Origin of the sequence: Bacillus sp. FSL H7-0578 (assembly GCF_038630855.1) — a bacterium.
Lineage (GTDB): Bacteria > Bacillota > Bacilli > Bacillales > Bacillaceae > Bacillus > Bacillus safensis.
This window is the reverse complement of sequence record NZ_CP152045.1, coordinates 2,218,192-2,237,791: the sequence shown is the minus strand read 5'-3', so window position 1 is coordinate 2,237,791 and position 19,600 is coordinate 2,218,192. Positions and strand designations below refer to the sequence as shown.

General features: G+C 40.8%; 22 protein-coding genes. 18 read left to right on the top strand and 4 right to left on the bottom strand.

What is annotated here, in order from left to right; genetic code table 11:
- Window positions 1–24: 24 nt before the first annotated feature.
- Complete coding sequence (locus MHB41_RS11480; protein WP_039180007.1) at window positions 25–327, bottom strand: hypothetical protein; 303 nt, start codon at window positions 325–327, stop codon at window positions 25–27.
- A 200-nt stretch (window positions 328–527) separates the two neighbouring features.
- Here MHB41_RS11480 and MHB41_RS11475 point away from each other — a divergent pair, with 200 nt between their 5' ends.
- Entirely contained in the window at window positions 528–1,073 is a 546-nt protein-coding gene (locus MHB41_RS11475) for a GNAT family protein (RefSeq protein WP_034280160.1), read from the top strand.
- A 72-nt stretch (window positions 1,074–1,145) separates the two neighbouring features.
- Here MHB41_RS11475 and MHB41_RS11470 read toward each other — a convergent pair whose 3' ends face one another.
- Complete coding sequence (locus MHB41_RS11470) at window positions 1,146–1,904, bottom strand: DUF1189 domain-containing protein (protein WP_176966986.1); 759 nt, start codon at window positions 1,902–1,904, stop codon at window positions 1,146–1,148.
- Window positions 1,905–2,048: 144 nt separating this feature from the next.
- Between MHB41_RS11470 and MHB41_RS11465 the strand changes: the two genes are divergently transcribed.
- The 9 genes from MHB41_RS11465 (at window position 2,049) to pstB (MHB41_RS11425) (ending at window position 11,648) form a co-directional block, all read left to right on the top strand.
- Window positions 2,049–2,534, top strand: coding sequence for a DUF456 domain-containing protein (locus MHB41_RS11465; RefSeq protein ID WP_024427974.1), 486 nt, complete (start codon window positions 2,049–2,051; stop codon window positions 2,532–2,534).
- Window positions 2,535–2,716: 182 nt separating this feature from the next.
- Complete coding sequence (gene sodA, locus MHB41_RS11460; RefSeq protein ID WP_007501264.1) at window positions 2,717–3,325, top strand: superoxide dismutase SodA; 609 nt, start codon at window positions 2,717–2,719, stop codon at window positions 3,323–3,325.
- Between the two features lie 122 nt (window positions 3,326–3,447).
- Window positions 3,448–4,734, top strand: coding sequence for an MFS transporter (locus MHB41_RS11455; RefSeq protein ID WP_034280166.1), 1,287 nt, complete (start codon window positions 3,448–3,450; stop codon window positions 4,732–4,734).
- Between the two features lie 122 nt (window positions 4,735–4,856).
- Window positions 4,857–6,992, top strand: a complete 2,136-nt coding sequence (locus MHB41_RS11450; protein ID WP_081124582.1) for a penicillin-binding protein 2 — start codon at window positions 4,857–4,859, stop codon at window positions 6,990–6,992.
- Window positions 6,993–7,206: 214 nt separating this feature from the next.
- Window positions 7,207–8,124, top strand: coding sequence for a phosphate ABC transporter substrate-binding protein (locus MHB41_RS11445; RefSeq protein ID WP_075623509.1), 918 nt, complete (start codon window positions 7,207–7,209; stop codon window positions 8,122–8,124).
- Window positions 8,125–8,203: 79 nt separating this feature from the next.
- Entirely contained in the window at window positions 8,204–9,130 is a 927-nt protein-coding gene (pstC, locus tag MHB41_RS11440) for a phosphate ABC transporter permease subunit PstC (RefSeq protein ID WP_024422994.1), read from the top strand.
- A complete protein-coding gene (gene pstA / locus MHB41_RS11435) occupies window positions 9,130–10,014 on the top strand; it encodes a phosphate ABC transporter permease PstA (RefSeq protein WP_046311778.1) in 885 nt (294 codons plus the stop codon). Before pstC ends, pstA begins: the two co-directional genes overlap by 1 nt.
- A gap of 32 nt (window positions 10,015–10,046) precedes the next feature.
- Entirely contained in the window at window positions 10,047–10,850 is an 804-nt protein-coding gene (pstB, locus tag MHB41_RS11430; RefSeq protein WP_170825867.1) for a phosphate ABC transporter ATP-binding protein PstB, read from the top strand.
- 15 nt (window positions 10,851–10,865) lie between these two features.
- Window positions 10,866–11,648: a phosphate ABC transporter ATP-binding protein PstB gene (gene pstB, locus MHB41_RS11425; protein WP_034280173.1), complete on the top strand. Its 783-nt coding sequence runs from the start codon at window positions 10,866–10,868 to the stop codon at window positions 11,646–11,648.
- 43 nt (window positions 11,649–11,691) lie between these two features.
- On the opposite strand, the gene MHB41_RS11420 is transcribed toward pstB (MHB41_RS11425), so the two are convergent.
- Both MHB41_RS11420 and MHB41_RS11415 read right to left on the bottom strand, forming a co-directional pair.
- Complete coding sequence (locus MHB41_RS11420) at window positions 11,692–12,192, bottom strand: endolytic transglycosylase MltG (protein ID WP_268413857.1); 501 nt, start codon at window positions 12,190–12,192, stop codon at window positions 11,692–11,694.
- A complete protein-coding gene (locus tag MHB41_RS11415) occupies window positions 12,189–12,536 on the bottom strand; it encodes a hypothetical protein (RefSeq protein ID WP_024422989.1) in 348 nt (115 codons plus the stop codon). The genes MHB41_RS11420 and MHB41_RS11415 overlap by 4 nt, the downstream gene beginning before the upstream one ends.
- Before the next feature lie 413 nt (window positions 12,537–12,949).
- On the opposite strand from MHB41_RS11415, the gene rpmG reads away from it, so the two are divergent.
- From rpmG to MHB41_RS11375, 8 genes are all read left to right on the top strand, one after another.
- Window positions 12,950–13,099 (top strand): 50S ribosomal protein L33, encoded by a 150-nt coding sequence (gene rpmG / locus MHB41_RS11410; RefSeq protein ID WP_008360061.1) that lies wholly within the window; start codon window positions 12,950–12,952, stop codon window positions 13,097–13,099.
- 48 nt (window positions 13,100–13,147) lie between these two features.
- Complete coding sequence (locus MHB41_RS11405) at window positions 13,148–13,708, top strand: 5-formyltetrahydrofolate cyclo-ligase (RefSeq protein WP_034280180.1); 561 nt, start codon at window positions 13,148–13,150, stop codon at window positions 13,706–13,708.
- Window positions 13,709–13,764: 56 nt separating this feature from the next.
- Window positions 13,765–14,097 (top strand): hypothetical protein, encoded by a 333-nt coding sequence (locus MHB41_RS11400; RefSeq protein ID WP_231294004.1) that lies wholly within the window; start codon window positions 13,765–13,767, stop codon window positions 14,095–14,097.
- A gap of 308 nt (window positions 14,098–14,405) precedes the next feature.
- Window positions 14,406–14,579, top strand: coding sequence for a hypothetical protein (locus MHB41_RS11395; protein ID WP_162176177.1), 174 nt, complete (start codon window positions 14,406–14,408; stop codon window positions 14,577–14,579).
- 86 nt (window positions 14,580–14,665) lie between these two features.
- On the top strand, window positions 14,666–16,204 hold the full coding sequence (locus MHB41_RS11390) for a rhomboid family intramembrane serine protease (RefSeq protein WP_327827632.1): 1,539 nt from the start codon (window positions 14,666–14,668) through the stop codon (window positions 16,202–16,204).
- A gap of 70 nt (window positions 16,205–16,274) precedes the next feature.
- A complete protein-coding gene (locus MHB41_RS11385) occupies window positions 16,275–16,478 on the top strand; it encodes a YqgQ family protein (protein WP_008342322.1) in 204 nt (67 codons plus the stop codon).
- A gap of 13 nt (window positions 16,479–16,491) precedes the next feature.
- The gene (locus MHB41_RS11380; protein ID WP_025092968.1) at window positions 16,492–17,445 is read left to right on the top strand and encodes an ROK family glucokinase; all 954 of its coding nucleotides are present in this window, start codon (window positions 16,492–16,494) and stop codon (window positions 17,443–17,445) included.
- Between the two features lie 213 nt (window positions 17,446–17,658).
- Window positions 17,659–19,578 (top strand): LTA synthase family protein, encoded by a 1,920-nt coding sequence (locus MHB41_RS11375; RefSeq protein ID WP_176966988.1) that lies wholly within the window; start codon window positions 17,659–17,661, stop codon window positions 19,576–19,578.
- Window positions 19,579–19,600: the final 22 nt, after the last annotated feature.

Here is a 19,600-nt window from a genome sequence, read left to right as displayed (position 1 = left end):
TATGAATGACAAGGAATTAACGTTTTATCTCTTATAGACAGGAAACTTATATGTGCTGCCTGCCCTGATTTCGTTCGCTTTAACACCTTGATTCAGCTCCTCGAAATCTTTAATGACGTCATCAAGCGGCTTGCTTGTATGTACGATGGAGAGGACCGTTTCACCTTGTTTTACAGTGACGTTCTTATATGTCTTTTTCTCAGCTGTTTGAAGGGCACTTGCTGGAACGGCTGGGTTTTCCTCAACAGGAATGGTTCCATTTTTTAAATCAAAAAAGATAATAAAGAGGACAAACAAACTGATTAGTAAAAAAAGAATTCGCCGCATTTTACTCACCGCTTTTAAGAGTTTACTTCAGTCTATGCATGTCCTGAAATGATAGAACCAAAAAGAGGAGAAAAGCTGGAAAGGATGGTTCTAGTTAGTCCTAGTATGTCTTGTAATAAAAACTTCTTGGGTCGTTGGTGTAGTAAATAGGAGAGCAACCTCATATGGCCAGTATGATAAAATAATAATGGGGGGATTTTATGAAGAAGGTTAGTCAGCATATATATGTGAGAACACTAACAGAAAATGATGCAGAATCACTGTTAACATTAGAGCTTGAGAACCGCTCATATTTTCAGGAATTTACACCTTTGGTCAAAGATGATTTCTTCACGTTACCTCGCCAAATTGAGCGAATTCAGCGGAGTAGGCAAAGAAGTGCACAAGATGAATCTTACATGCACGGTATTTTCTTAAATGAAACCGATGCCTTAATTGGGACGATCTCATTAAGTTCTGTCGTAAGAGGTCCGATAGAAGGAGCTTGGCTCGGGTATGTACTCGATCAAAGGCAGGGCGGAAATGGATATATGACAGAAGCCATTCGCTTAATCATTGACTATGCCTTTTTTGAGTTGAATCTCCATCGTATTGAGGCTGGAGTAAAGCCAAGTAATAAAGGTTCCATTCGTGTACTTGAAAAGACAGGTTTTGAAAATGAGGGACTAAATCGTAAAAAAGTAAAGATTAATGGAGTGTGGGAGGATCACTATTTGTTTGCGATCATCCATCCAGATGAGTCCTAGCATGAACATACATAAAAAGCTCCTCCGAGCCGGGGGAGCTTTCATTGTGTAGACAAATCCTTGTTGGATGGATCATTTGCCTTTTTTTGCAGGAATTTCTTTAATAACAAGATATAAAAAGATAAAGTTAATGACCCAATTTAATAAAAATGAGTTTGCAACAGGCGTGTTTAATGCACTCATAATGGCGAAAAAGACCGTTGTTAATGTGAGTGAATAAGCGGAGAGCTTCCAAAGCATTTGGAAGGACAGCTCTTTTTGCTGCATTCGTTTAATAAATGTACCAAGCATCGCAAGGAATGTTGCGCTGATAAACATGAGAGCCGCAGTTGATAGATATAGCAGTACACAGATCACAGGGATGATAATCGCTTGGTTCTGATTTGTGACGCGGGCGAGTTCATCTTTTGTCAGCGTTCCGCCAAGAAGCTGGTAGGGGATATCTGTCATTTGCCCATCAATGGCAATCACTGCTTTTTCCTTTAATAAAGCGATGGCCGTTTGCTTTGATTCTAGCTCACTTGCTTTTATTTTTTCAGCAGGATCAAAGATGATCGTGATGCCGTTTTCTTCTTTTTCTATTGGTTCACTTTGATCCGCTTGAAGCTTTCCTTTTTCGATTGAAAAGTCGGGTAAATCTTTTTTGATCACATGCTGAAATCCTGACATCGCATTCGAGATCTCTTGGCTCATATGAAACCCCTGAGGAACTGCTGCGATAATTGAGAGGATAAAAATGAATAAAATCGCTTTACCGATCCCTGTAAACCGTGCTTTAGCAATATCTTTTGGTGAATAAATTCCTTTTAACAATAGATTAAATACGTTCAATACCCATTCACTTCCTACATTCTTTTCTATTTCTCATATTGTATCAATGTCTATCCATCAAGTACAAGTATGGCCTTCATCACTGGTTAAGATAGAAGGAATGAGGCATAATGTATACAGCATATAAAAGGAGGCGGCAGGGTCTTGGACATTTTGTATTGGATACTGATTGGCTGTGCATTTATCATTGCGTTTGTTGGACTGGTTTATCCAATTATCCCGAGTGTAGTCTTTATGGTTCTCGGATTTATTCTATATGGTTTCTTCTTTAGCTTCGAGCCGCTTACACTGACGTTCTGGCTTATTCAAGCCATGTTTACTGCCGTCTTATTTGCGGCAGATTATGTCTCAAACCTGATTGGGGTAAAGCGCTTTGGCGGCAGCAAGGCAGCTATTTGGGGAAGCACCATTGGGTTATTAGCTGGTCCTTTTGTGATACCCATTGCAGGAATTATTATTGGTCCATTTCTTGGGAGTGTTATTGCAGAGCTCCTTGTTCATCAAAAAGATCTGAAGACGAGTGTGAAAGTCGGATTAGGCTCATTAATTGGATTTGTATCAGGTGTTTTTGCAAAAGGATTGATTCAAGCGCTGATGCTTGGCATCTTTTTATTTTATGTCCTTCGTTAAGTTGAAAAAGGGTGTTTAAAACTTTTTCAAAAGGGCTAAATACAAAATAAACACTGAAATGTTTCAGAACATGAGCAATAACGTTGAAACAAGCTGTTTCTTTTGATACTCTTTGAGTAGGGTGAATTGCTGACTTACAAAGGAAGCATTTCAGTACATACATTTTAAGGAGGAATTTAACCATGGCTTTTAAACTTCCAGAATTACCATATGCTTACGATGCATTAGAACCACATATCGACAAGGAAACAATGACGATTCACCACACAAAACACCACAACACATATGTAACAAACTTAAACAAAGCAATCGAAGGTGTATCAGCTCTTGAAGATCAATCAATTGAAGAGCTAGTGGCTAACTTAAACTCAGTGCCTGAAAACATTCGTACAGCTGTACGTAACAATGGCGGAGGACATGCGAACCACTCATTATTCTGGACGCTTCTTTCACCAAACGGTGGCGGCGCACCAACTGGTGAACTTGCAGATGCAATCGAAAAAGAATTAGGCGGATTTGAAAAATTCAAATCTGATTTCGCTGCAGCAGCTGCAGGACGCTTTGGTTCTGGTTGGGCATGGCTTGTTGTGAACAACGGAAAACTTGAAATCACAAGCACGCCAAACCAAGATTCTCCTTTAACTGAAGGAAAAACGCCAATTCTAGGACTAGACGTTTGGGAGCATGCTTACTACCTAAACTACCAAAACCGTCGTCCTGATTACATTTCAGCATTCTGGAATGTTGTGAACTGGGATGAAGTAGCTCGCCTTTACAGCGAAGCTAAATAAATCATTTGATTTGAAAAGACCTGCTCTTTAGAGAAGCAGGCCTTTTTATATTTTCCCTCCTTTTTTTACATATCTGCCTTTTGATGAGACAGACTATTGTGTAGAAAAGGAGAATGAATGGTATGAGCAGATTAAAGAAAATGTTCGGGGACATGGATGTTACAAAAGATTTATTGCTCCTCCTCACGATTGGCGGGTTATACGCACTTGCCATTGCGCTTTCGAATACGTTTGTAAATGTGTACTTATGGAAACAGTCCGGGAAATTCACAGATCTTGCGATTTATAATTTGGCCATTGTGGTGCTTCAGCCCATTACATTTTTATTCGCTGGCCGGCTCGCAAAAAAAATAGACCGGGCGTTTGTCCTTCGTTTCGGTGTCATCTTTTTAGCCGCTTTTTATTTAATTGTCTTAATGGCAGGAGAACAAGCGGCCGCACGGCTAGTTTTATTGGGAAGTGTCCTTGGGATCGGCTATGGTTTTTACTGGCTTGCTTTTAACGTACTCACCTTTGAGATCACTGAGCCTGAAACAAGAGATTTCTTCAATGGATTTCTTGGGGTGCTTTCCTCAACTGCCGGCATGATCGGTCCGCTCATTGCGGGAATTGTCATTTCTCAGTTAACGGATGATACAGGCTACACCGTCATTTTCACATTATCGCTCTTTTTGTTTTCACTAGCGGTTGTGATGAGCTTTTTCCTCAAAAGAAGGCAGTCAAAAGGCAAATTTATGATCAAACAAATTTGGAAAGAACGTCATGCAGATGAGAATTGGCGTAGGATTACAACAGCTCACTTTTTTCAAGGGCTTCGTGAAGGGGTCTTTGTCTTCTTAATCAGTGTCTTCGTGTTTATTGCAACAAACAGTGAGCTTGCTCTCGGGACGTTTGGTTTAGTGAATTCAGGTGTTGCCTTTTTTACTTATTTCTTCGCTACACGTTTGATTAAGAAAAAGTGGCGGAAGAAGGCCATCATGCTTGGCGGGCTGATTTTATACGGAGCCTTGTTTTTAATCGTTTTCCACTTGTCCTATGTATCACTTCTGATGTATGCGGTAGCCATTGCAATAGGATATCCGCTCCTGCTTGTTCCTTATGTATCCTTAACATATGATGTCATCGGCCATGCAAGGTACGCCAGAAAGGCCCGAATTGAATATATTGTGGTCAGAGAGCTATTTTTAAATGCCGGCCGTATTTGTTCGATTGTTTTGTTCCTGCTGTCTGTCACCTTACTAGGTGATGAGCTCGGAATCCCTGCATCACTTGTTGTGCTCGGAGCGGGGCACACCCTCATTTATTACTTTGTAAAAGATATTCATTTGAAAGAAAAAACAGCTGATATGAAAGAGGCTGACGGTCAAAAGCCAGTTTCTCAAACGAACCTTATTAAGGGAGAAAGGTAAAATTTCTTACCTATGGAACATCAAATTTCTAGATAAATGATAGAAAAACCGCTAAAATGATGATGGCACCTTTTATACATAAAAAGGGGTGCCATTTCTTTCTTGATAGAAAAGGTGATGTGATGAGAAACAAGAAAAACAAAAAAGACGCGAAGGAAGGGCGCAAAACACTTCCGATCCGGCTGAATTTATTATTTTTAGCTGCCTTTATTATTTTTACCGGCGTTGTTGTTAGACTCGGGTTTGTGCAAATTGTCAATGGAGAAGATTATAAAAAGCAGGCAGAAAAACAAGAGGATGTGAATGTCAGCTCATCTGCTCCGCGCGGAAAAATTTATGATCGAAACTACAATACGATTGTCAGCAATAAAGCGCTGAATGCCATTACATATACGAGAACCTCGACGACTTCACAAGAAGAGCGGCTCAAAGTGGCATCAAAATTAGCGGATATGATCCATGTGAGTACCAAAAAAATCACAGATCGTGACAAAAAAGATTTCTGGATCTTAACGCATCCGAATGAAGCGAAAAAGCTTGTTCAAAAAGAATCAGAATTAAAGGGTGACGATAAGGTCTCTGATGATAAACTATATGAGCTTCAGCTAAAACGCATCACAGACAAGGAATTAAATCAACTGACGAAAAAAGATTTACAAGTGCTTGCCATTAAAAGGCAGATGGATGGAGGCTATGCACTGACGCCTCAATTTATTAAAAATGAAGATGTAAAGCCAAGCGAAATTGCTTACGTCTCTGAGCATTTGGACGAGCTGCCAGGTGTTGATGTGACGACAGACTGGTCACGCAGCTATCCGTATAAAGGACTGCTCCGCAGTATGCTCGGCAGTGTGTCTTCGAGTGATGAAGGTCTTCCGCAGTCACTTCTTGAGCATTATCTATCACTTGGCTACAGCCGAAATGACCGTGTAGGAAAAAGCTATCTCGAATATCAATATGAAGATGTCCTGCAGGGCCAAAAGGAAAAAGAACAGAGTACAACTGATAAACAGGGCAATGTCACAAGCTCTAAAGTGTTAACAGAAGGTAAGAGCGGGAAAGACCTTGTGCTTACAATTGATATTCAGCTGCAAAAAGCAGTTGAAAAAATTATTGAAAAGAACTTGAGAAGTGCGAAACAAAGAGGGGGAACTGAGCTTCTTGATCGCGCATTTGTTGTCATGATGGACCCAAGAAATGGAGAGGTTCTCTCTGTTGCGGGTAAGCAGATTTCTAACAAAAACGGAAAATACAAATTCGATGACTACTCATTAGGAACGATGACATCCTCATATGCGATGGGATCAGCCGTAAAAGGGGCCACTGTACTGACTGGATATAAAACAGGCGCTATTCATATTGGAAGTACCCAATACGATGAACCTCTCTATATCGCCCAGTCACCGCCAAAGAAATCCTATCAAAATATGGGACTCATTAATGATTTAACAGCACTAGAGCGTTCATCAAACGTGTATATGTTCAAAACAGCGATCGCCATTGGGAAAAGCGAATATCGTAAGAATCAGCCGCTCCCAATTGATCCGAAAGCATTTGATACGTTCCGCTACAATTTTAGTAAATTTGGCCTTGGCGTCAAAACAGGTATTGACCTGCCAAACGAAGCAACGGGCTACAGAGGAACGTCTACACAATCGGGGCTCTTACTTGACTATGCGATTGGACAGTATGATACGTTTACACCGCTGCAAATGGCGCAATACGTTTCAACCATTGCAAACGGCGGGTATCGTTTACGTCCGCAGCTTGTCAAAGAAGTGAGAGAGCCAGATCCGCAGCGAGGCATTGGAGCTGTAACGGAATCCGTCAAACCTGATGTATTGAATAAGCTAGACATGACAAGTGATGAAATCAAGCGTGTCCAGCAAGGCTTCAAGCTTGTGATGCAGAACCCAAGAGGGACAGCCTATTCAAACTTTGGCAACAAAAAGTATAATCCAGCTGGCAAAACAGGAACCGCTCAATCATTCTATGACGGTCCAATTAAAAGCAAGCGCGGTACACCGACGTATAACACAACTCTTGTTGCGTATGCGCCTGCTGATAATCCAGAAGTAGCCATTTCCGTTGTCGTGCCATGGGTGTATCAAGACTACAACCAGCGCTATCCAATTACAAATGATATTGGTGAACAAGTATTAGATAAGTACTTTGAACTGAAATCAAAACAGGAAAGCAATGATACACAGGCGAAAAACAAAAACAAAATTGAAAATGAAGCAGAAACAAATAACTAGACCTTTCATAGGTAAAAACGCTCACTTTTTGTGGGCGTTTTTTTACGTTTTCTTCAAAAATTTCGATATAAATTGACAAAATTCATAAAAAACGCCGCAATTTCTCTACAAAACTTCGACATTTACAAAACCTTAACATTCCATTTAAACGAAATTAATAAAGAACCTTTAATGTATTACTCGTAGGACAAATTATTCAGGGGGTATTCTTGAAATGAAAAAGAACAAATTATGGCTGCTTACTTTCCTTACTATCGCATTGTTAGCATTCGTCACAGCATGCGGAAACAGCAGCTCAAGCGGAGATTCAAAAGACAGTAAAGGAAATGCTTCAAACAAAGATGAGGCATCAGGTTCCATTACCATCTCAGGATCATCTGCGATGCAGCCTTTAGTTCTTGCGGCAGCAGAAAAATTCATGGATAAACATCCAAAAGCCGATATTCAAGTACAAGCCGGCGGTTCAGGAACAGGACTTTCTCAAGTTTCAGAAGGATCTGTACAAATTGGTAACTCAGATGTATTCGCTGAAGAGAAAGACGGAATCGACGCAAAAGCTTTAAAAGACCACAAAGTAGCAGTTGTTGGAATGGCCGCAGCTGTAAACCCTGAAGTGGGTGTCAAAGACATCACAAAGGACGAATTGAAAAAAATCTTCACTGGTAAAATCAAAAACTGGAAAGAGCTTGGCGGGAAAGACCAAAAAATCACGCTTGTCAACAGACCTGATTCTTCAGGAACTCGTGCAACATTTGTGAAATATGCACTTGACGGTGCAACACCTGCAGAAGGAATCACAGAAGATTCTTCAAACACAGTGAAAAAGCTGATTGCAGAAACACCAGGTGCGATTGGATACCTAGCATTCTCTTATTTAACAGATGACAAAATTACACCGCTCAGCATTGATGGTGTGAAACCAGAAGAAAGCAATGTAGAAAGCGGTAAATATACAATTTGGGCATACGAGCACTCTTATACAAAAGGTGAGCCGGAAGGTCTAGCAAAACAATTCTTAGATTACCTTATGAGTGACGAAGTACAAAAAGAAATCGTCAAAGACCAAGGCTACATCTCAGTCTCTAATATGAAAGTAGAAAGAGACGCAACAGGCAAACAATCAGATAAGTAAGAGGTCTTGAATTGCTGATGAAGGAAAAGTGGAGCATTTCACTTTTCCTTTTATGACATTCATAGGAGTGTAGAAAAAGATGAAGCAGATAGAACATACAGAAGCGAGCGATCGGCTGATCAGCTCGAAGAAAAATAGGCAAATGGATGAAGTAAGAGGAAGTATTTTGGTGAAATTCTGCGCATTCTTAATGATTGCAGTATCCATCGCCATCACCATCTTCCTTGGCATTAAGGGTTTACAATCTTTCATCGTAAATGGTGTAAGCCCAATTGAGTTCTTAACCAGTATCAATTGGAACCCAACAGCAGAAAACCCGGAGTACGGCGCATTTCCTTTTATCTTTGGATCGATCGCCGTCACGCTTCTATCGGCACTTATTGCAGCGCCGCTAGGCATCGCAGGAGCGATCTTTATGACAGAAATTGCACCTGCATGGGGCCGGAAAATTCTCCAGCCAGTCATTGAATTGCTTGTAGGGATTCCATCCGTTGTTTACGGATTCATAGGTCTTACAGTATTGGTGCCGTTTATCGGACATTTCAAGTCAAGCGGCTCAGGGCATAGCGTGTTAGCAGGAACGATTGTCCTGTCTATTATGATTCTGCCAACCGTTACATCCATTGCAACTGATGCTATGGCTTCCCTTCCAAAAAGCTTACGTGAGGGATCGTATGCACTTGGCGCTACAAGATGGCAAACGATTAGACGTGTGCTTGTACCGGCAGCTCTTCCAACATTAATGACTGCAGTCGTTCTTGGAATGGCAAGAGCATTTGGAGAAGCCCTTGCCGTTCAGATGGTCATTGGAAACACGCGTAATTTACCAGAGAGCATTATGGATACAGCTGGTACATTAACAACCATTATTACGTTAAACATGGGTCACACAACGTATGGAAGTGTTGAAAACAATACACTTTGGTCAATGGGGCTTGTCCTTCTAGTTGTATCGTTTATGTTCATACTCATTATCAGATACTTGTCGTCTAGGAGGAAGATTTAATGAATAGCAAAATGACCGATCGTTTTGCCACGTTTGTTTTTGGATTATGTGCTGCCATTATTACGGCGATCCTAGTTGGTTTGTTTTCTTATATCATTTTCAACGGGGCAAAAGAATTAAACTTTGATTTTTTGACAACCCGCTCAAGTGCAATTGGCTCTGGCGGCGGTATTAGGGATCAGCTGTTTAACTCGTTTTACATTTTGTTTATTACAATGCTGATCACAGTACCACTTGGTGTCGGCGGCGGAGTGTACATGGCTGAATATGCGCCTCAAAACAAAGTCACTGATTTTATTCGCACATGTATTGAAGTGTTGTCTTCACTTCCTTCTATTGTCATTGGTATGTTTGGTTTACTCATGTTTGTCAATTTAACAGGCTGGGGCTATACGATCATCGGAGGAGCTCTTGCGCTCACGGTGTTTAACCTGCCAGTGATGGTGAGGGTGACAGAAGACGCGCTTCGCTCTGTACCAAAGGATCAAAAGGAAGCATCACTAGCGCTTGGTGTGACGAAATGGCATACAGTGAAGACGGTCCTGATTCCTGGTGCGATTCCTTCTATTATTACCGGTGCGATTTTAGCATCAGGAAGAGTCTTCGGGGAGGCAGCAGCGCTTCTTTTCACAGCAGGCCTCACCACACCGCGTCTTGATTTTACAAACTGGAGTCCATTTTCTGATACGTCACCGCTGAATGTTTTTAGACCGGCAGAAACATTAGCCGTTCATATATGGAACGTCAATACACAAGGAATCATTCCAGATGCAGAGGCCATTGCAAATGGTGCATCAGCCGTACTTGTGCTTTCAGTTTTAGTATTCAACTTAGCAGCTAGATGGCTTGGTTCATTTATTCATAAAAAGCTTACGTCAAAATAATGTGAGAGAGGTGTGAAGGGGATATGGTTCAAATGCTAGCAGAAAAAAAAGAGATTGCAGCAAAAAAGGCTCCACTTCAAGCGGAACAGATTTTACAGGTGCAGGATTTAAGCATTTATTATGGTGAAAAAAGAGCAGTCAATCACATTTCATTTGAAATTGAGAAGAACGCAATTACCGCATTAATCGGCCCATCTGGCTGCGGGAAATCAACCTTTTTACGCAGCATTAACCGCATGAACGACTTGATCCCAGGTGCGAGAAGTGAAGGGGCGATCATGTACGAAGGGCTCAATATTTTGGATGACCGCATTAATGTGGTGAATTTACGAAGAGAAATCGGCATGGTTTTCCAAAAACCAAACCCATTTCCTAAATCGATCTACAATAACATTACCCATGCGTTAAAGTATGCGGGGGAAAAAAGAAAATCAGTGCTTGATGATGCGGTAGAGGAAAGCTTAACAAAAGCAGCGCTTTGGGATGAGGTCAAAGATCGTCTGCACCGCTCGGCTTTGTCATTATCCGGTGGTCAGCAGCAGCGCCTTTGTATTGCGCGTACACTTGCGATGAAGCCCAGCGTTCTTTTATTAGATGAACCCGCATCTGCCCTAGACCCGATTTCAAATGCAAAAATTGAAGAGTTATTATCAGAGTTGAAAAATGATTATTCGATCGTCATTGTGACACACAACATGCAGCAAGCGTTGCGTGTATCTGATCATACAGCCTTTTTCCTGAACGGTGATCTAGTAGAATATGATGCCACTGAACGTATCTTTACACGTCCTGCGCAGCAAAAAACAGAAGACTATATCAATGGTCGATTTGGATAAGGCGGGTGGATTTTGATGAATGCAATAGCTACTGAAACAGCCAAAAAAGAAGTGTTTCGTGTGAATGATATGAACCTTTGGTACGGACAGCATCACGCACTGAAGCATATTGATTTAGACATTAGAGAGCATGAAGTCACAGCAATTATCGGTCCGTCCGGCTGCGGGAAGTCAACGTTTATCAAGACCTTAAATCTTATGGTCAAAACAGTGCCAGGTGTGAAAATCACTGGAGATATGATGTATAACGGCGACAATATTTTAAAAGGCCGCGTTGATCTAGTGGAACTGCGTAAAAACGTCGGGATGGTCTTTCAAAAAGGGAACCCATTCCCTCAGTCAATCTTTGATAATGTCGTCTACGGACCAAGAATTCATGGCGTGAAGAGCAAGCAGCAATTGAAAGAAATCGCTGAAAAAGCGCTTCGTGATGTTGCCCTTTGGGATGAAGTGAAAGATCGTTTAAGTGCGCCTGCATTAGGTCTTTCCGGCGGTCAGCAGCAGCGTCTTTGTATCGCAAGAGCTATTGCCACAAGCCCAGATATTTTACTAATGGATGAACCAACATCAGCGCTTGATCCTGTCTCAACATTAAAGATTGAAGAATTGATTATGAAATTAAAAGAGAAATACACGATTGCCATTGTGACGCATAACATGCAGCAAGCGGCGAGGGTATCAGATAGAACAGCCTTCTTTTTAATGGGAGAGCTTGTTGAGGTCAATGATACGAATGTGATGTTCTCTGAGCCAAATGATCAAAGAACAAATGATTATATATCTGGTCGATTTGGATAACAAAAACCCCCTGGAGGTCAGCGCCGCCAGGGGGTTTTTGTTGTTATTTTGTTAAGGCTTTGACGATTTGTTTAAACGTCATCCCTGTTTTTAAATTGAACTTGCCTGCACGAATTTCTTTATGGTAGCCAGCGTCAATCACGTAATCATTAAAATCTTTAGACGAATTGATGATTCCGTCCTTTTCAAGCATGTCTGAAACATCACTTGTGCTCATCCCGTTTTTAATAACAAATTTGACCGATTTGCCTTTAGGCTTGTCTGATGTTTCTTTATCATTTTTAGAATCGCCGTCTTCATTTGCCTTCAGTGCTTTTTCTTTATAATTAAGAAGCTGCTGATATGTTTCACGGCTGACGGAGACTTCTTTTTTAGAGTCTAAATAGTTTTTCACATCAGTGTCTGTTACTTTCGCTGCGAGCGTTTCTTTTGTGGTTGTATCAGCCGCCGCTTCATCTTTTCCAGTGAGGAAAAAAACGATCGCCAGAACACCAGTTGCAAGAATCATACCTGCCGCAAACGTTTGGATGCTTTTTTTCGTCATACAAGCACCTTCTCGTTGTCTTTAATGATCATATTGACCTCATCTACAGATACATGCTCAGCGCGCGCAATGGCCTCAGGAGACATGCCATTTTGATGCTTTGAAATGATTTGTCTTGCGATAGATGGATCAATTTCTGAATGTTTGCGGACGACAATGTTTGTTTCAAGCAATTCTTCTTCAAGAACCTTCATTTTCTTTTTCAGTTTATAGATTTCTTGCATTGCAGATAGTTGAAGTGTTTCAAGTTCCTGCTCGACTTCTTTAATCGGCTCTCTTTGAAAATATGAGAATGCGATCAGTACGATACTGACAACAAGCAATCCGATAATTGCAATTTCCATGTTTCATCACCTTTTATTCATATTTTAATGCTGAAAGCCATAAAAGGCTTTCATGATTGTTTCAGACAGTTTTCGACCCTTCTTTTTTATACCATAAAAAAGCTAGTTTCAAAAGGAATTGCTGAAAAAATCACCTTTTTTTCATCTTTTTTCTTTTTATATGAAAAACGAGTATGAAAATCTTGCTCGCTGTCAAAATAAAAGAGGGTTCCTCATGTATACAGTACGACAAAGATTGAGGTTTTATAGGGGAGCAGGCCATTTTTCATGAAATGACCGTGTGATATGGATCAGAACGCGGACGGGATTGACTGAAATTCAAATTGATGAAAAAACATTCTAGCATTCCTAAGCTAGAAGTGGTATTATAGTTAGGTCTGAATGTGAATTGATTTTAGTTTGGAGGGAAAAACATGCGCGTAAATATTACTCTAGCTTGCACTGAATGCGGTGAGCGTAACTATATTACTAAAAAGAATAAGCGAAACAATCCAGATCGCGTTGAATTCAAAAAGTATTGCTCACGTGATAAAAAACAAACTTTACATCGTGAAACAAAGTAAGCAGCAGGGAATTTTCCTGCTGTTTTTTTATGATGGGAGATGATCTGTGTGAAAAAAGAGCTTCGTCTTCAAACATTAGCCAAGCTGGACCAGATGAGTGCCGAGGAATTCAAGCGAAGCACCGCTTTACTTCATGAGCACTTGTTTCAACTGTCAGCATGGAAACAAGCGGATACGATTGCACTCACCATGTCTAGAGGAAAAGAGGTACCAACAATGCCTCTAATTGAAAAAGCATGGCAGGAGGGGAAAACAGTATGTGTACCCACCTGTTTTCCGGAAACAAAAGAGATGACGTTTTATGAATATACACCGGAAACGAAAATGATATCCCGCTACTTTGGGCTAATAGAGCCAGACCCTCTGGCGTCGGCTGCTGCATCTAAAGAATCAATCGATTTGATCATTGTGCCTGGTGTGTGCTTCGATCGACAAGGCTACCGTATCGGATATGGGGGCGGCTATTATGACCGCTACTTAGCTGACTATCACGGCGAAACGCTTGCCCTTTGCTTGACAGTACAGCAAACTGAGCATATTCCGGCTGAAACGCACGACATCCCGGTCTCAATCATGGTCAGTGAGAAAGGTACCATATATCCAAAATAAAAGTCCGCTGCTTATACGTAAGAACGGGCTTTTTGTGTTGAGCGAAGGTCTTGTTTGTGATCAAAAGTCACAAGAAAGATAGCAATCAACATTCTTCATTAAAAGGCATTTTAGCTGACGGGGGATATGTTTTGAAAAAATTTCGCGGAAAGAAAAGATACTTCCGTCATATGTGGGAGGAAGTAAATACTTGTGACTTAAAACTTGTTCGTGATTCATGGTTTTATTTTTGGCATACGCACCTTGATTTTTTTGGAGTCGGGGGAAATAGCTTAAAAATAAGAAGAGAGCATATCAAAGCTCATATCGCTTTATATTATAGGCTGCTAAAACAGCTAGAAGGCTTTGAAAAGCCCATACCAAACTTGGATTTGTATTCACGAACATGACCCTGTTTAGACGCTGTATATGTTTATACACCAAATCCATACGACAGTTACTTTCCGCACAAGGTGGAGGAGTTAGAGCAGAATTGTAAGCTGCCTCATACTTTCATGGGGACTAATCGACCTTCATCAATTTGACGTTTCTTATGATCAATCAGAGTGCGGAGAGGTCTATTATATTCAATCAAAAGAGCAAGGGATTAGATTGTGAAGGCCTGCTTATGAAAGGAACCTTTTAAGCGATAAAAACGATGGTTCATGCATAAACAAATACTATTTAAGCCACGATACGAACATAGGAGGGAATATGGATGAATAAAATGATTTGGAGCATTGTGTTCACACTATTTGCATTCGTTCTCGTGCAAAATCGTTATCGGCTCATGAATTTGGTTTTAGGCCAAAATCAAGTCCGGCACTTTTTGATTAAATGGCTGATGAAAATCCCATATTTTCGGACGAAATTTATTCGCCAAGCATTCTAATCCCGCAAAAGCCGGGATTTTTTTGTTTAGAAATGCGGATAAGAACGATTCTTGCTATAATAATGTAAAAAATGGAGCGCGAATGTATGAATGTCATAGATAGTTTATTTTGGCGAGTTGTTGATGAACTAAGACAAAAAGGATACGAGATGATTCAAAGTCCGTACCCAGAAGATGAAATATTCTTTGAAGCACCACGAAACTCAGGTTATGATCTCATCCGTCTATATAGAAAAGATGTGAATTTCAAGCAGGAGATCGTTCGAGATATCGAGGAGCAAACATATCGGATCAATCAGCTGAGAGAAGCTATGCGTAAACGATCTCTTCATCTCCTACAGCTGCAATTTACAACTGATGTTCCAGTAGATGATTGGGAAGACCTAAACGGTCAGCCGCAAAAAGAGAATAAGGTGACAGTTACTCCTGTATTACTCAATGCAGACACGCTTCAAAACGATGTAAACGAACTGCAAAAATGGCTGAATACATCGCTTGCAGTAAATGTAGAAGAAGCGAAGAAAGACACAGCTGAGGATGCCATGCAGCTGAAAAGGAACGTGCTTCAGGCATTTGATGATCAGGAAAAGCAGCGAGAACGAGAACGGGCCGTGTTTCAAAATGGCAGACCCATTTTTACCTACTTGCTGATCGCTGTCCAAGTGGTGATGTTTCTTTTACTTGAGCTGTCAGGCGGAAGTACCAATACCGCAACTTTAACAGCATTTGGTGCTAAAAATAATGTGCTGATCTTAGAGGGTGAATGGTGGCGCCTGATGACACCAATGTTTTTACATATTGGCTTGACGCACTTACTCTTTAATACTTTTGCTCTTTGGTCCGTTGGAGCGGCTGTTGAGAGAATTTATGGATCGGGAAGATTTTTGCTCATCTATTTCATTTCCGGCATTTTTGGCTCCATAGCGAGCTTTGTGTTTAATACGGCAATTGCAGCCGGCGCATCTGGCGCGATCTTTGGCTGCTTAGGCGCACTGTTATATTTAGCCATCTCAAATCGAAAGCTTTTCTTTCGGACGATGGGGACAAATATTATTGTCATTATCCTCATTAACCTAGGAATAGGCTTCACTGTATCAGGTATTGATAACGCAGGGCATCTTGGCGGCCTGGTTGGCGGTTTTTTCACCGCATTAGCTGTCCGTCTGCCTAAACAGATCCAGCCTGTCAAAATGCTTCTTGCGAGTACTGCTCTGCTCTTTATTGGCGGTTTTGGATTGTATACAGGGTTTCATTCTGACAATCAAAAGGAAGCAGCGGCAGCAAGTGAGGCAGCAAGTTTATTTGATGAGAAAAAGTACAGCGAAGCAAGTGAACGACTAGAGGAATATGTGCACGATAAAGATGCATCAGCTGAGGCACTTCATATCTATGCACTATCGGAAGCGCAGCAGGGCCGACTTGATAAGGCTATTCAATTTTTACAAAAGTCGCTTGAAAAAGATCCAGATGATCCAAATAAACTGTATCATTTATCGCTTTTATACGTAGAAAAAGGAGAGACAGCGAAAGCAGAGGATCTATTAGCGAAAGCGTTAAAACAAGATCCTCAAAATGATCAATTTTTAAAGCTGAAACAATATATCGAAAATAGTCAAACACGTTGAATGACTTGACTGAAAGCGCATTTATGAATACGCTTATCCTAACTGTTGATGAGAAGAAATGGTGGAAACAATGAAAACGTTATATGATGTACAGCAGCTGCTCATGAGATTTGGAAATTATGTGTATTTCGGAGATCGTGAAGTAGAATTAGAATTTATGGCAGACGAATTGAAGGAAATGTATACATCAGGCATCATTGACCGGACCGAATGGTCAAACGCAATGACGATTCTTCAAATGGAGCTAGCCAAATTAAATCGAAAAACAATGTGAAGGTGGAGGGCATATGACAGGGGATTGGTTTGTAGGTATTGATCTTGGCGGTACGACAATTAAGCTTGCGTTCATTAATCTATATGGTGAAATTCAGCATAAGTGGGAGATTCCTACGGATAAATCCGGGCAGACGATCACAGTCGATATTGCCAAATCAATTGACCATAAACTGGTTGAGATCAGTATGCCGAAATCAGCACTTATTGGGATCGGAATGGGTGCACCTGGACCTGTAGATAAAGTATCTGGCATCGTCTATAAAACAACGAATCTGGGCTGGACAAACTACCCCTTGAAAGATCACCTAGAGGCAGAGACGGGACTTCCATCTGTCATTGAAAATGATGCGAATATTGCTGCACTCGGTGAAATGTGGAAGGGGGCAGGCGATGGCGCAAAAAATATCCTGATGGTCACACTTGGAACAGGGGTTGGCGGCGGCATCATCGTCAACGGTGAAGTTGTTCAAGGGGAAACAGGAGCTGGCGGAGAAATTGGCCATATTTGTGCTGTTCCATTTCAAGGTGCACCGTGTAACTGTGGAAGAACAGGCTGTATTGAAACGATCGCATCTGCAACTGGCATCGTCCGGATTGCAAAGGATAAATTAGAAACCGAGCAGCATACATCTTCACTTGGCAAGCTCGCTTCGCTATCGGCAAAGAATGTATTTGAGGCGGCAGAAAACGGAGATGATCTTGCAATGCGTGTCGTAGAAGAAGTGACGACACATCTTGGACTTGTCCTAGCGAATCTTGCTAGTGCTTTAAACCCAACAAAAATTGTGATTGGCGGCGGTGTTTCAAAAGCAGGTGAGCTTCTTCGCAGTAAAGTAGAGCGCATTGTGAAACAACATGCTTTCCCGCCTTGCGCTGACGATGTTGAAGTGGTAATTGCATCCCTCGGAAACGATGCGGGTGTTATCGGCGGGGCATGGATGGCAAAAACCAAATGGCTGTCTTGAACAAAAAAGTCATAATGATGTCATTTTTATTAAAAAAAGCGATAGATAGGCATGAAATTGGATGTTTAGCATATTCATAAGTTTGTCATGAGGAAAAAGACATTGATTTTCCATCATATACAGGATAAGATATACTTTAGTTATTTTTCTAGAAGCACCAATAATTAGGGTATATCCAGAGCCTGGGTGCGCGCTTAGCATAAGGAGGTTACAATGCGAAAGAATAGATTAAAGGCGATTTCATTTTTACTGATTGCGACATTGCTGATGTGGGTCAAAACCTATGTTATCTATAAATCTAGCTTCAATATTAAAATTGAAAATTTCATGCAGGAGTTTATCCTGTTTATTAATCCGCTTAGCTTTCTCTTGTTTATCTTCGGTATCGGTTTATTTTTCAAAGAAAAAAACCGCAATCGATATATCATCGTGACAAGCTTTATCCTAACATTCGTTTTGTTAGCCAACATTGTGTTTTATCGATTCTATAGTGATTTTCTAACCATCCCCGTCCTATTTCAAACAAACAATATGGGTGACCTCGGGTCAAGTATTACCTCTTTAATTGAACCAGTCGATTTACTGATGTTTGTTGATATCATCATTTTAATTTGGCTCTATAAAAAACAGCCTTCCTTTAGAACAGATGTCACAATTTCACGAAAAGAACGAGCGGCCTATTACTTATTTGTGGCAGCTACATTCTTCTTTAACCTTGGTTTAGCTGAAACAGAACGACCAGAACTCCTTACTCGCTCATTTGACCGTGAGATGCTGGTGAAAAATATCAGCTTATATAACTTCCATATTTATGACGGGGTATTGCAATCGAAGCAGTCCGCCCAACGAGCTCTTGCTGACAGTAATAGCTTAACTGAAATTGAAAACTATGTAAGCGCAAATCAAACGGACCGTAATGAAAAGACATTTGGTCAAGCAAAAGGACGAAATGTCATTCTTGTATCACTTGAATCTACACAGAGTTTCGTGATCAATGAAAAATTAAACGGGAAAGAAATTACTCCGTTTTTAAACAAATTGATCAAGAAGAGCTATAACTTTACTAATTTCTATCACCAAACAGGTCAAGGGAAAACATCTGATTCAGAGTTTATTGTAGATAATTCTCTTTATCCACTTGGAAGAGGGGCTGTGTTCTTCACAAATCCAAGCAATGAGTTTACAGCGACACCTGAGCTGTTAAAGGATGAGGGCTACCACTCTTCTGTTATTCATGCGAATAACAAAAGCTTCTGGAACCGTGACCTTATCTACGATAGCTTTGGCTACGATAAGTTTTTTGATATTAAATCATTTGATGTGAATGAAGAAAACTCAGTTGGCTGGGGACTGAAAGATGGTCCGTTCTTTGAGCAGTCCGCTGAATTAATGAAATCGATCCCGCAGCCTTTCTATACGAGATTGATTACATTAACGAACCATTTCCCTTTTGATTTAGATGAAGAAGATAAGCTCATTGATGAATATGATTCAAAGAGCAAAACGCTGAACAAGTACTTCCCTACAGTGCGTTATCAAGATGAAGCCCTTAAGCTTTTCTTTAAAAAGATGAAGGAAGCTGGGTTATACGATAACTCCATTTTTGTTTTGTATGGGGATCACTACGGAATTTCTGAAAACCATAACGAAGCCATGGGACAATTTTTAAATAAAGAGATTACGCCATTTGAAGAAGTACAGCTTCAAAAAGTCCCGTTTGTTGTACACATTCCAGGGGTGACAGATCAACATCCAAAAGAAATTGATACGGTAGGCGGTCAGGTCGATATCCGCCCAACTGTACTCAATCTTCTAGGGATTGATACAAGTAAACAAATTCAATTTGGTCATGACCTTTTATCGAAAGATACGAATGACTTTACAGTACTCCGTGATGGAAGCTTTATTACGAAAGACAGCATTTTTACAGATGGTGTTTGCTACAATAAAGAAACAGGCGAGCCAGTAGATGATAAAAACGTGTGTCAGTCTTATGAAGAGAAGGCGAAGCAGGAGCTTCAGTTCTCTGATCAAATCATCTACGGGGATCTCCTTAGATTTTATGATCGAAACAGCCCGGACCATTCACCATCCAAAAAAGAAGGTGAAACGGAGCTGAAAAAGGCGTCCTAATAGATGAAAAAACCTCTGCTAT

Coding starts and splice junctions, on each gene's coding strand:
- MHB41_RS11480 (WP_039180007.1), bottom strand. CDS start 327: ATGCGGCGAATTCTTTTTTTACTAATCAGTTTGTTTGTCCTCTTTATT.
- MHB41_RS11475 (WP_034280160.1), top strand. CDS start 528: ATGAAGAAGGTTAGTCAGCATATATATGTGAGAACACTAACAGAAAAT.
- sodA (WP_007501264.1), top strand. CDS start 2,717: ATGGCTTTTAAACTTCCAGAATTACCATATGCTTACGATGCATTAGAA.
- MHB41_RS11455 (WP_034280166.1), top strand. CDS start 3,448: ATGAGCAGATTAAAGAAAATGTTCGGGGACATGGATGTTACAAAAGAT.
- MHB41_RS11450 (WP_081124582.1), top strand. CDS start 4,857: ATGAGAAACAAGAAAAACAAAAAAGACGCGAAGGAAGGGCGCAAAACA.
- MHB41_RS11445 (WP_075623509.1), top strand. CDS start 7,207: ATGAAAAAGAACAAATTATGGCTGCTTACTTTCCTTACTATCGCATTG.
- pstC (WP_024422994.1), top strand. CDS start 8,204: ATGAAGCAGATAGAACATACAGAAGCGAGCGATCGGCTGATCAGCTCG.
- pstA (WP_046311778.1), top strand. CDS start 9,130: ATGAATAGCAAAATGACCGATCGTTTTGCCACGTTTGTTTTTGGATTA.
- pstB (WP_170825867.1), top strand. CDS start 10,047: ATGCTAGCAGAAAAAAAAGAGATTGCAGCAAAAAAGGCTCCACTTCAA.
- pstB (WP_034280173.1), top strand. CDS start 10,866: ATGAATGCAATAGCTACTGAAACAGCCAAAAAAGAAGTGTTTCGTGTG.
- MHB41_RS11420 (WP_268413857.1), bottom strand. CDS start 12,192: ATGACGAAAAAAAGCATCCAAACGTTTGCGGCAGGTATGATTCTTGCA.
- MHB41_RS11415 (WP_024422989.1), bottom strand. CDS start 12,536: ATGGAAATTGCAATTATCGGATTGCTTGTTGTCAGTATCGTACTGATC.
- rpmG (WP_008360061.1), top strand. CDS start 12,950: ATGCGCGTAAATATTACTCTAGCTTGCACTGAATGCGGTGAGCGTAAC.
- MHB41_RS11395 (WP_162176177.1), top strand. CDS start 14,406: ATGAATAAAATGATTTGGAGCATTGTGTTCACACTATTTGCATTCGTT.
- MHB41_RS11390 (WP_327827632.1), top strand. CDS start 14,666: ATGAATGTCATAGATAGTTTATTTTGGCGAGTTGTTGATGAACTAAGA.
- MHB41_RS11385 (WP_008342322.1), top strand. CDS start 16,275: ATGAAAACGTTATATGATGTACAGCAGCTGCTCATGAGATTTGGAAAT.
- MHB41_RS11380 (WP_025092968.1), top strand. CDS start 16,492: ATGACAGGGGATTGGTTTGTAGGTATTGATCTTGGCGGTACGACAATT.
- MHB41_RS11375 (WP_176966988.1), top strand. CDS start 17,659: ATGCGAAAGAATAGATTAAAGGCGATTTCATTTTTACTGATTGCGACA.